The 10,555-nt window shown below is 62.9% G+C and carries 10 protein-coding genes and 1 pseudogene; 6 read left to right on the top strand and 5 right to left on the bottom strand.

The genetic code is table 11. The features are described from left to right. The first annotated feature begins 42 nt into the window (after positions 1–42). Positions 43–207, top strand: a complete 165-nt coding sequence (locus tag AC3WJU_RS18670; RefSeq protein ID WP_113990679.1) for an SPOR domain-containing protein — start codon at positions 43–45, stop codon at positions 205–207. 12 nt (positions 208–219) lie between these two features. Here AC3WJU_RS18670 and panB read toward each other — a convergent pair whose 3' ends face one another. Continuing rightward, complete coding sequence (panB, locus tag AC3WJU_RS18675) at positions 220–1,131, bottom strand: 3-methyl-2-oxobutanoate hydroxymethyltransferase (RefSeq protein ID WP_284991571.1); 912 nt, start codon at positions 1,129–1,131, stop codon at positions 220–222. 190 nt (positions 1,132–1,321) lie between these two features. Here panB and AC3WJU_RS18680 point away from each other — a divergent pair, with 190 nt between their 5' ends. The 3 genes from AC3WJU_RS18680 to AC3WJU_RS18690 are packed head-to-tail and all read left to right on the top strand — an operon-like array spanning position 1,322 to position 6,255. After that, positions 1,322–2,662 (top strand): glutamine synthetase family protein, encoded by a 1,341-nt coding sequence (locus tag AC3WJU_RS18680; RefSeq protein ID WP_284751784.1) that lies wholly within the window; start codon positions 1,322–1,324, stop codon positions 2,660–2,662. Positions 2,663–2,671: 9 nt separating this feature from the next. Beyond that, positions 2,672–5,683, top strand: a complete 3,012-nt coding sequence (locus tag AC3WJU_RS18685) for a bifunctional [glutamine synthetase] adenylyltransferase/[glutamine synthetase]-adenylyl-L-tyrosine phosphorylase (protein ID WP_284991570.1) — start codon at positions 2,672–2,674, stop codon at positions 5,681–5,683. A 50-nt stretch (positions 5,684–5,733) separates the two neighbouring features. Next, the gene (locus tag AC3WJU_RS18690) at positions 5,734–6,255 is read left to right on the top strand and encodes a GNAT family N-acetyltransferase (protein WP_492260560.1); all 522 of its coding nucleotides are present in this window, start codon (positions 5,734–5,736) and stop codon (positions 6,253–6,255) included. Positions 6,256–6,262: 7 nt separating this feature from the next. Here AC3WJU_RS18690 and AC3WJU_RS18695 read toward each other — a convergent pair whose 3' ends face one another. Further along, positions 6,263–6,523 (bottom strand): hypothetical protein, encoded by a 261-nt coding sequence (locus AC3WJU_RS18695; RefSeq protein ID WP_059389129.1) that lies wholly within the window; start codon positions 6,521–6,523, stop codon positions 6,263–6,265. A 430-nt stretch (positions 6,524–6,953) separates the two neighbouring features. Here AC3WJU_RS18695 and AC3WJU_RS18700 point away from each other — a divergent pair, with 430 nt between their 5' ends. Continuing rightward, positions 6,954–7,118 carry a DUF2207 domain-containing protein gene (locus tag AC3WJU_RS18700; RefSeq protein WP_148667595.1) on the top strand — a complete coding sequence of 55 codons (165 nt, stop codon included), beginning with the start codon at positions 6,954–6,956 and terminating at the stop codon, positions 7,116–7,118. 171 nt (positions 7,119–7,289) lie between these two features. Here AC3WJU_RS18700 and glnA read toward each other — a convergent pair whose 3' ends face one another. Then, complete coding sequence (gene glnA, locus AC3WJU_RS18705) at positions 7,290–8,714, bottom strand: type I glutamate--ammonia ligase (protein ID WP_059389128.1); 1,425 nt, start codon at positions 8,712–8,714, stop codon at positions 7,290–7,292. 319 nt (positions 8,715–9,033) lie between these two features. Here glnA and AC3WJU_RS18710 point away from each other — a divergent pair, with 319 nt between their 5' ends. Beyond that, positions 9,034–9,471 (top strand): RDD family protein, encoded by a 438-nt coding sequence (locus AC3WJU_RS18710; RefSeq protein WP_059389127.1) that lies wholly within the window; start codon positions 9,034–9,036, stop codon positions 9,469–9,471. Positions 9,472–9,537: 66 nt separating this feature from the next. On the opposite strand, the gene AC3WJU_RS18715 is transcribed toward AC3WJU_RS18710, so the two are convergent. Further along, complete coding sequence (locus AC3WJU_RS18715) at positions 9,538–10,302, bottom strand: DUF4191 domain-containing protein (protein WP_284991568.1); 765 nt, start codon at positions 10,300–10,302, stop codon at positions 9,538–9,540. An 89-nt stretch (positions 10,303–10,391) separates the two neighbouring features. Next, positions 10,392–10,555 (bottom strand): annotated as a pseudogene (locus AC3WJU_RS18720) (lipoyl synthase); the annotation flags it as partial.

Here is a 10,555-nt window from a genome sequence, read left to right on the forward strand (position 1 = left end):
CGGCCCCGCCGGGCTTGCGGCGGGATTCGAAAAGGAGAAACCGTGGCGGAGTTCTGGTACAACGTTCAGACACACCAAATCGAAGAGGACGCGATGTCCGACTGGTCCCAGCTGATCGGTCCCTACAAGACCCGCGAAGAAGCGGAGCACGCCCTCGAAAAGGTCAAGGCCCGCAACGAAGCCTGGGACAAGGACGAGGAGGACTGAAGCTGCTTCCTCCTAGAAGGAGTGTTCCGGGCCGGGGAACTGGCCGGACCTGACGTCGTCGGCGTAGGCCTTCGCCGCGGCGCCCAGGGTGGTGCGAAGATCCGCGTATTGCTTGACGAACTTGGCCATCTTGCCGCCGCGCAGTCCGGCCATGTCCTGCCACACCAGAACCTGTCCAGTGGTCGCGTTGCCTGCGCCGATTCCTATAGTCGGTACGTCGATGGCTGCGTCGACGGCGGCAGCTGTTTCAGCGGGAACCATCTCCATGAGCACACAGAACGCTCCGGCATTTGCGAGGGCAACGGCGTCTTCGACGAGGCGCGCGGCGTCGTCGCCCCGGCCCTGGACGCGGTAGCCGCCCAGCGAGTGTTCGCTCTGGGGCGTGAAGCCGATGTGCGCCATGACGGGAATGCCTGCCTGGACCATGGCCCGCACAGTTCCCGCATAGAACGCGCCACCTTCGATCTTGACGGCGTGCGCCAAACCTTCCTTCAGGAAGCGGACGCCTGTTGCCACTGCCTGCTCCGGCGACACTTCGTAGCTGCCAAAGGGAAGATCGGCCACTACCAAGGCACGCTTGGCGGACCGGGCCACCGCGCGGCACAAGGGGAGGAGCTCGTCGACGGTCACAGGGAGGCTGGTTTCGTTCCCGAAGACGTTGTTGGACGCCGAATCGCCGATCAGCAGGACCTCGATGCCGGCCTGGTCGAAAATTTCCGCCGTGTATTGCTCATAGGCAGTCAACATCGCAAAGCGCTCACCCTTGGCCTTGGCCTGCTGCAGATGATGGGTGCGGATCCTCGCGGCGGGCTTCGGCGTTGAAGCATCCGCTGAAGCCCCGGAACCTGCCGCGGCAGGTCCCGTTCCGTAAGGCGCGGGAATTTCGGCGGGCATGCTGGAATCGGAACTGTTGCTTGGGGCCATGGATAGAGCGTATGCGGTACCGGCCGTCCTAGCCACCGGCGCATGGGGAGCCTCACATTTGTAAACGCTGTGTTACGCGAACCGGGGGTGCAGCCAATCCGGGCCAATGCTTAGTAGAGTGAATGCTGAGTTGTCGTCGGCTTCGAATCCCGAATCCGCGGCATGGACGTTGACCCGGAAATGAGGCCCCATGGACCGCCAGCAAGAGTTCGTTCTGCGAACTATCGAAGAGCGTGATGTGCGCTTCGTACGCTTGTGGTTTACCGACGTCGTCGGTTCCCTGAAATCGGTGGCACTTGCGCCGGCAGAAGTGGAAGGCGCCTTCGAAGAAGGCCTGGGTTTCGACGGTTCGGCCATCGAGGGCCTCGCCAGGGTGTTCGAATCCGACATGCTTGCCCAGCCAGACCCCTCCACGTTCCAGATCCTCCCGTGGCGTGGTGAAACCGAGCAGACCTCCAGGATGTTCTGCGACATCCTGACCCCCGACGGCGAGCCGTCGGCCGCAGACCCCCGGAACGTGCTCAAGCGCACCCTCGCCAAAGCCGCGGACATGGGCTTCACGTGCTACACGCATCCCGAGATCGAGTTCTACCTCCTCAAGTCCCAGGACCTCGATGCCAACGGCGTTCCTGTTCCCGTTGACGAGGGCGGCTACTTCGACCACGTGCCCGGCGGCGTGGCACAGGACTTCCGTCGTACGGCCGTCACCATGCTTGAATCCGTGGGCATTTCCGTGGAGTTCAGCCACCATGAGGGCGGACCCGGCCAGAACGAGATCGATCTCCGCTACGCGGACGCCCTCCAGACGGCGGACAACATCATGACCTTCCGCACGGTCATCAAGGAAGTGGCCCTGCAGCAGGGCACCTACGCCACCTTCATGCCCAAGCCGTTCACCGACCACCCGGGTTCAGGCATGCACACCCACTTCTCGCTGTTCGAGGGTGACACCAACGCCTTCTACGAAGCCGGCGCCGAATTCCAGTTGTCCAAGACCGCACGCCAATTCATTGCCGGTATCCTCCGCCACGCGCCGGAATTCACCGCCGTCACCAACCAGTTCGTCAATTCGTACAAGCGTCTCTGGGGCGGCGGCGAAGCGCCGAGCTACCTGAGCTGGGGGCACAACAACCGTTCGGCCCTGGTTCGCGTGCCGCTCTACAAACCGGGCAAGGGCCAGTCCGCACGGATCGAATACCGCGGCATTGACTCCGCCACCAACCCGTATCTCGCCTACGCAGTGTTGCTCGGTGCCGGGCTCAAGGGTATCGAGGAAGGCTACGACCTTCCGGCCGCCGCGGAAGACGACGTTTGGTCGCTGACTTCGGCCGAGCGCAAGGCGATGGGTCACACGCCGCTTCCGGCCAGCCTCCACGACGCCATCCGCGCCATGGAGGATTCGGAACTCGTGGCGGACATCCTCGGCGAACAGGTCTTTGACCACTTCCTGCGCAACAAGCGTGCGGAATGGCAGGACTACCGGCTCCAGGTCACGCCTTACGAGCTCAAGCGCAATCTCGGCATTCTCTAGGCTGTGAGTGTGAGCCTGGCCCGCCGGCTCATCTCGGCCGGTTTCAGCGACCTTGAAAAGGGTGAGCGGTTCCTTGCCGCGCGTGAACTCGACGGCATCGACCAGGACACGATCTTCGCCGGTCTGCACCTCAGCGCCAACCCGGACACCGCGTTGCAGTCGCTGGTCCGTCTGATTGAGAAGCATCCCTCGCTCAGGCAGCTCGCTGGGGAGCACCCGGATCGGAGCGAGCCGCTTTACCGCTTGCTGGGGGCATCCGAAGCCTTGGGGGAGTTCCTGATCAGGCATCCGGAACACCTGGACGTCTTCGATGTCCGCGTCAGCCCGGAGCCCTTGTCCGCCGATGCCAGTGAGCTCCGGACGAAGCTGCTCCGATCGGTCAAGGCAGACCCCAACTCTCCCCGGCCCGTTGCCGCGATGACTGGAGCCAGCGCCTACACGGCTCTCCGGACGGCTTACCGTCGCGGGCTCACCGAACTGGCCATCAAGGACCTCTGCGCCGCCAGTCCGCAGGACTTCATGCCCGCCGTCGGTGCCGAACTGGCCGACCTCGCAGGTGCCGCGATAGAGGCGGCCCTCGCCGTTGCCAGGGCCGAAGCCGCGGCGACTTTCGATCCCGCCGATATTGCCGGCGTCGGGCTGGCCGTCATCGGCATGGGCAAGTGCGGTGCCCGGGAGCTCAACTACATCTCCGACGTCGACGTCATCTACGTGATCGAGGCACCGGACCTGGAGGACGCCGAGGCCGCGACCATCGGCACGGCCTTGGCCGCCGGGATATCCCGTGCCATTTCATCCACGGGGACCGAACCGGGTCTGTGGGAGGTCGACGCGAACCTGCGGCCCGAGGGGAAATCCGGTCCCCTCGTCAGGACGTTGCCCTCGCACTTGAGCTACTACGCGAAATGGGCTGAAAGCTGGGAGTTCCAGGCGCTCCTTAAGGCCCGGACCATCGCAGGAGACAGGGACCTGGGCTCGCGTTACGAGCAGGCTGTCCAGCCGCTCGTGTGGGCTTCCGCCGGCCGGGAAGGGTTCGTGGAATCGGTGCAGGCGATGCGCCGCAGGGTGACGAACAACATCGCCCCGGCCGAAGAGCAGCGCCAGATCAAACTCGGTCCCGGCGGGCTGCGCGATGTCGAGTTCACGGTCCAGCTCCTGCAACTTGTCCACGGAAAGTCCGATGAAACGCTCCGTTGCCGGGATACGACGTCGGCAATATCCGCGTTGTCCGCGGGCGGCTACATCGGCCGGGTGGACGCCGCTGCCTTCGACGCGGCCTACCGCTATCTGCGGGTACTTGAGCACCGCATCCAGTTGTTCCAGATGCGCCGTACCCACCTCATGCCCACAAGCCAGGAGTCTTTGCGGTTCCTCGCCAAGGCCGTCCTGGGGCCCTTTTCCACAGGCAGGCCGCATCCGGACGCGCTGGTTGAAACCTGGCAGAAGACCAAACGGTCCGTTCGTGAACTGCATGACCGCATCTTCTACCGGCCGCTGCTCAACACGGCCGCGAAGTTGAGCACCGAAGACGCCCGGCTCACTCCGGAAGCCGCCCAAGGGCGGCTTGCGGCACTCGGTTACCGCGACCCGCAAGGCGCCATGCGCCACATCGAGGCCCTCACGGCCGGGGTCAGCCGGCGCGCCGCACTGCAGCGGCAGTTGCTCCCCATCCTTCTCGGCTGGCTCGCCGAAGGTGTGGACCCCGACGCCGGACTGCTCGCCTTCCGCCGTGTCAGCGAAGCACTCGGAACCACCCATTGGTATCTCGGGATGCTCCGGGACTCGCAAGCGGCGGCCGAGCGGCTTTGCCACGTGCTCTCCAACTCACGGCTCATCGCGGATCTCCTCGAGGTTTCCCCGGAATCCGTTGCGTGGCTTGGTTCCGACAAGGAACTCATGCCGCTGAGCTTCGAGGCGCAGTGGCAGGAAATCCAGTCCAAGATGTCGCGCCACGCCGATCCGGAAAACGCGATGCGGCTTATCCGGCTCATCAGGCGCCGGGAAATCCTCCGGATCGCCATCGCGGACAGTTCCGGCCTCCTGGAACAGGACGCAGTGGGCACGGCGTTGGCCGATGCCGACCGGGCTGCGGTTCTGGGCGCCTTGCATGTCGCCGAGTCCATCGTGGCTTCCGAGGGGCCCCTCACGACGCACGTGTTGGTGGTCGCCATGGGCAGGCAAGGCGGACGCGAGATCGGCTACGGCTCGGACGCCGACGTCATGTACGTCCACCGTGCCCTCCCCGGGGCGGGTGAATCCGAAGCCCAGCAACAAGCCCTTGCCATTGTGGGACACATTTCCACCTTGTTGACCCAACCCCTCAAACCGGCCATCCTGGCGGAGCGGGTCCTCACCGTCGACGCCGATCTTCGTCCCGAGGGGAAGAACGGGGCCATGGTCCGTTCCCTCGAGTCATACGCGGAGTATTACCGGCGATGGTCCCTCATCTGGGAAGCCCAGGCGCTGTTGCGGGCACAACCCATGGCCGGCAACGACGAATTGGCCGCGGAATTCCTTTGGCTCATCAACCCGATCCGGTACCCCGAATCGCTCGCCGAGACGGATGTGCGCGAGATCCGGCGCGTCAAGGCACGGGTTGAGTCGGAACGGCTCCCGAGAGGCGCCGATCCAGCCAGGCACGTCAAGCTCGGCCGGGGCGGACTGAGCGACGTCGAGTGGCTGGTGCAGCTGTTGCAGCTCCAACACGCCGGGAAGCATCCACAACTGCGGACCACGTCAACCCTGCAGGCCCTCGACGCGATCGAGTCGTTGGGCCTGATCGACAAGGGCGACATCGTGTTGCTTCGCGAAGCCTGGCGGCTCGCGAGCCGCATCCGCTCGGCGAATGTGATCTGCACCGGGCGTGCCTCGGATCTCCTCCCTGCCTCCCGAAGGGACCTGGAGGCCGTTGCCAGGTGGTGCGGTTACCCTCCCGGGCAGGCTGCGGTGTTCGAAGAAGACTATCTTCGCTTGAGCCGGCGGACCCGGGCGGTGTTCGAAAAGGACTTCTACGGCCAGTGAGCTTCAGGCCGGGCCGTCCCGCGAAGTACGAGGGCGGCTAAGCTCGAAGGATGCTGGAAACCGTGTGGCTCATTCCCCTGAAGGATCTCGACGACGATGCCCGCGCCATCACGCTCGGCGACGTCGCCGTCATGGAATTGGCCGCGGGGCAGGAAGACTTCGTCGGGGACCCGTTCAAGATGATGCTCATGGGGCTGGAAGACGAAAGCCGCCTGCCGTACGTGATCGAAGCGGCAGGCGCCGCCATCGGAGTATTTACCTTGCAGGCTGGTGCCGCAACCCTGGCAGGATGGCACGACGACGATTCCGCCTGGCTCTTGCGCGGGTTCCTGATCGACCAGAAGCGCCAGGGGAGAGGCCTGGGCTCCCTGTCTGCTGTGGCCGCTGCCTGGGAAGCGCAGAAGCTGACAGCAAGGCTGGGTGGCGGGCAGGCCGGCGTCGTGCTTTCCGTCAACGAACACAATCCTGCCGCCAAGGCTGCCTACGCAAACGCGGGTTTTGTCGAGACCGGCAAGTATTTGGGTGGTTCCGCCGGTCCGCAATGGACCATGTACCGGGGTTTCGGCGACTAGGCGGTACCTAGGACTCGACCAGCGTCACTATTGTTTCCGGGCGCACGCCGTCGAATTTCATCGCCTCGGCAGCAGCTTCGGACTCCAGCGTTCGCTGGAACGTCTCCATGTCCGGGACGTCGACGATCAAACCAACCCGGTTGGTTTTTTCCGGGTCCACGAACGTTCGAACTGTGAAGCCCAGGGGTCCGAAGAGTTCTTCCCGTTTCGGCGAGCTAAGCCAGTGCTCAACGTCATCGACCTCGTGGAAGATCATCAAGGTTGTCATCGTATGCCTCCGCTTTGAGTAGTTGCGTCAGGAGCCGGAAGGGATGAGGACTCTCTCTCAAGCATCCTGATCACGCTGAACGTACCACGGCGTCCACGCCCGCGACAGGGGCGTTGGAATGGCAGAACCGGGCGTGAATGCCGGTTCCGGTAGGCACGCCGGATTGCCCCATGGTTTCGGCTCTGCGGCGCGCCGCGGACACAGACGCTCGCTCACTTATGTGGGCGTTTGGCCGGACGCTCGCTCACCTATGTGGGTGTTTGGCCGGACGCTCCTGCAGACATGACCTCAAGGTGGACGTGTCCCTTTATGTGAGCGGGCGTCCCGGGAAGGATTAGAGTAATAAGCATGCTTATAGTAAGGTTGCTGAGGTTTGCACAGCGATAAAGGCAATCATCAGAATGTTTACGACTGAAACTGGAGCTACATCATGAATGTCATCCTCGGAATCGTCGCGGTCATCGCGATCCTTTTCTTTATCATTGGCGGCACCGTAAAGGCCCTGGGATTCCTTCTCTGGATCGCCCCGATATTGATCGTCTTGGCGATCATCGTCTTCCTCTTCCGGTTGATTAGCGGGCGCCGGCGGGTGTAGGAAAAATTGGGGGTCCGGCCCCTGCGATCCGGGGTCTTTACCAAAAGAACGGCTGTGTCTTAGCGGGCACAGCCGTTCTTTTTTGTGGGCACGAGTCCGACGGCGTTAAAGGGAAAGGGCCGCAGTTCACAAAAATGAACTGCGGCCCTTCATTTGCCTCGTGCGGTGTTACTAGACGCCGTAGTAGAGCTCGAACTCGTACGGGTTCGGGCGCAGCGACAGCGGACGGATCTCGTTCTCGTACTTGTACTCAATCCACGTGTCGATCAGGTCCTGGGTGAAGACACCGCCGGCCTGCAGGAACTCGTTGTCCTCGCGCAGGGCCTCGAGTGCTTCCTCAAGGGAGCCCGGAGCCTTGGGGATGTCCTTGGCTTCCTCTGCAGGCAGTTCGTACAGGTCCTTGTCGATCGGAGCCGGGGGCTCGATGCGGTTGCGGATACCGTCGATGCCGGCCATAAGCTGGGCGGAGAACGCCAAGTACGGGTTGGACGCGGCGTCCGGAGCGCGGAACTCGATGCGCTTGGCCTTCGGGTTGGAGCCCGTGATCGGGATGCGGATGCCGGCGGAGCGGTTGCCCTGCGAGTAGACCATGTTGACCGGAGCTTCGAAGCCCTTGACCAAGCGGCGGTAGGAGTTGACCGTCGGGTTGGTGAAGGCGAGCACGGCGGAGGAGTGCTTCAGCAGGCCGCCGATGTACCAGCGTGCAGTGTCGGACAGGCCGGCGTAGCCCTTCTCGTCGTAGAACAGCGGGTCGCCGTTGCTCCAGAGCGACTGGTGGCAGTGCATACCAGAGCCGTTGTCACCGAAAATCGGCTTCGGCATGAAGGTTACGGACTTGCCGTACTCCCACGCGGTGTTCTTGATGACGTACTTGAACTTCTGCAGGTCATCGGCTGCGTGGACCAGCGTGGTGAACTTGTAGTTGATCTCGGCCTGGCCGGCAGCGCCGACTTCGTGGTGCGAGCGCTCGACTTCGAGGCCTGCTTCGTCCAAGGCGATGCACATGGCGTCACGGAGGTCGGCCTGGTGGTCAACCGGGGAAACCGGGAAGTAGCCGCCCTTGAAGGGGGTCTTGTAACCGAGGTTTCCGCCTTCTTCTTCGCGGCTCGTGTTCCAAGGTGCTTCAATCGAGTCGACCTTGTAGAAGGAACCCTGCGGGGAGGATTCGAACTGGACGTTGTCGAAGACGTAGAACTCGGCTTCGGGAGCAAAGAATGCCGTGTCCGCAATGCCGGTGGAGGCCAAGTAGGCTTCTGCCTTTTCGGCAACGCCGCGCGGGTCGCGGTGGTACGGGTCGCCAGTGCGCGGGTTCACGATGGAGAAGTTCAATGCCAGGGTCTTCTCGATGCGGAAGGCGTCGATGAAGGCCGTGGTGACGTCCGGGATGAGCTGCATGTCGGACTCGGCGATGCCCTGGAAACCGCGGATGGAAGATCCGTCAAAGAGCTGGCCGTTGACAAAGAAGTCAGCGTCAACGCTCTTGGCCGGCACATTGAAGTGCTGCTGGACGCCCGGAAGATCGGTGAAGCGGATATCGACGAACTTAACATCTTCGTCTTTGATGAACTTGAGGACTTCGTCCGCAGTCTTGAACATCTATGCTCCTAACGCATAACAGGTAACAGGCCCCTCGGGCCGTCTGGTCCAGCGCAAACCGAAAGCAGGGAAACAAAAAAGTATCCCTGATGCGGCGGCTAGCAACTTCTCCAACCATAGGGAAATGGGATTTCCCCGGAGTGTCAGTATTGTTTCGAGCAGGTTACAGAACTGCCTGCCGTGTAAACGCTACTGGTCTACTGCAGTGCCAGTCTATGTCTTTCGCCTGTGTGTCTGTTTCCTTGTGAAGACAGCCAAGAGCGCACCGGCGCCACCTCCCGCCGTCGGGCGTGCGATGGTGAAGCCGTAAGCTTGAAGTGTGGTTGATCGTAAAGATATTGGTTCATGGCTCACAGGGCCGGACACGTCCGGAATTTCCAAGTACCCGGGAGCGCGGCTCGGCCTCCCTGAATCCGGTCCAGGCTCCATGGCCCGGGCCGGCCGTCGCATCCTGGCAATCTGCATCGACTGGGTCATTGCCCTGGTGATCAGCAACTTTGCCTTCGGCGGCAACCAATGGGCGACACTCGCAGTCTTTGCGGTGGAACAGGTCCTTCTCATCGGCACACTGGGCTACAGCATCGGACACCGGGTTGCGGGCATCCACGTGGTACGGCTCGGAGGAGCGCAGGCAGGACCCTTGGCCGCTTTGGTCAGGACGATCCTCTTGTGCCTGGTGATTCCCGCGGTTGTTTTCGATCCTGACCAGCGTGGCCTCCACGACAGGGCCATGAACACGATCCTCATTCGGATGTAACTTTTTGCGCAGACAAAAAAGCCGCCCGTTCCTGGAGATTCCAGGAACGGGCGGCTTTTGTCGTGGTTAGCGTCCGCGTGCGGCCTTGCGGTCAGGGCGTGCCTTGTATGGGTCGATGCCCTTCGGGATCGGCAGGCGGTTGCCCAGCGAAGAGATTCGCTTGCTGACAGCGCCGACCTCAACCTTGGTGAGTTCGTTCTTGTATTTGTTCATGGTCTTTGCGATCTGGCTGATGGGCACTTGGCCTTCGCCACGACCGCTTTCGATCACGTGAATGGTGACGTTCGGCAGGATACGGGCGAGCTTCTTGCGCTCGGCGTCAACCAGCGGCTTGACGCGATGCGACGGTCCCTCGCTGACCAGCACGACGCCCGGCCGGCCGATGGCGCGGAAGACGGCGTCCTGCGTACGCGGGTTGACGGCGACCGGCTGGTCTTCCGTGATCCAGCCGCGGCGCAGGGTTCCCAAAGCCGCACCGGAAGCTCCGGGCTGGTTCTCGATCTGCGCGAAGGCGGCACGTTCCGCGCGCCGCGAGAGGATGAAGACAGCTGCCAGCAGGCCCAAGGGGATGCCGATGATCAGGCCGGTGACCCAGTTGTTCAGGAGGAACCCGACGACGAGGCTGACAGCAACGACGCCAAGGAACGCCAACAGCATGAGCCACACGACGATGGGGTCATTGCGGCGGGTCATCTTGAAGACCTCGCCGATCTGCTTCAGCTGGCTCGGCTTCTTGGCCTTGGCTTCCTTGGGCTTGCGGGAAAACAAGCCGCGCTTGGGAGCGTCGGCAGCCGATGTTGTCGAGTTGCTGGAATCAGGGGATTTCGCCATAGTGCCTTAATTCTACGTGATTTATGCCAAAGGACCGGACGCCGGATTTGTCCGGGGTCCGGTCCTTTGACCGTGCTTTAGCCGACGTGCTATGCGTGGTGTGCGAGGAGGGTGCGGGCTTCCTGGCGGGTGGTGCCGGAGTCCTGGATGCCTTCGGCGATGTGGGCCAGGTGGGCGGGGATTTCGCGGCCTTTTTTGCGCATCGCGGTGGCCCAGAGGCGTCCGGCGCGGTAGGAGGAGCGGACCAGGGGGC

This window comes from Arthrobacter sp. FW306-1B-F12A, from assembly GCF_058781865.1.

Bases quoted from the DNA above. Each gene is read 5' to 3' on its own strand.
- AC3WJU_RS18695 (WP_059389129.1), bottom strand. From the start codon at position 6,523: ATGACAACCTTGATGATCTTCCACGAGGTCGATGACGTTGAGCACTGG.
- glnA (WP_059389128.1), bottom strand. From the start codon at position 8,714: ATGTTCAAGACTGCGGACGAAGTCCTCAAGTTCATCAAAGACGAAGAT.
- AC3WJU_RS18690 (WP_492260560.1), top strand. From the start codon at position 5,734: ATGCTGGAAACCGTGTGGCTCATTCCCCTGAAGGATCTCGACGACGAT.
- AC3WJU_RS18715 (WP_284991568.1), bottom strand. From the start codon at position 10,302: ATGGCGAAATCCCCTGATTCCAGCAACTCGACAACATCGGCTGCCGAC.
- AC3WJU_RS18700 (WP_148667595.1), top strand. From the start codon at position 6,954: ATGAATGTCATCCTCGGAATCGTCGCGGTCATCGCGATCCTTTTCTTT.
- AC3WJU_RS18680 (WP_284751784.1), top strand. From the start codon at position 1,322: ATGGACCGCCAGCAAGAGTTCGTTCTGCGAACTATCGAAGAGCGTGAT.
- panB (WP_284991571.1), bottom strand. From the start codon at position 1,131: ATGGCCCCAAGCAACAGTTCCGATTCCAGCATGCCCGCCGAAATTCCC.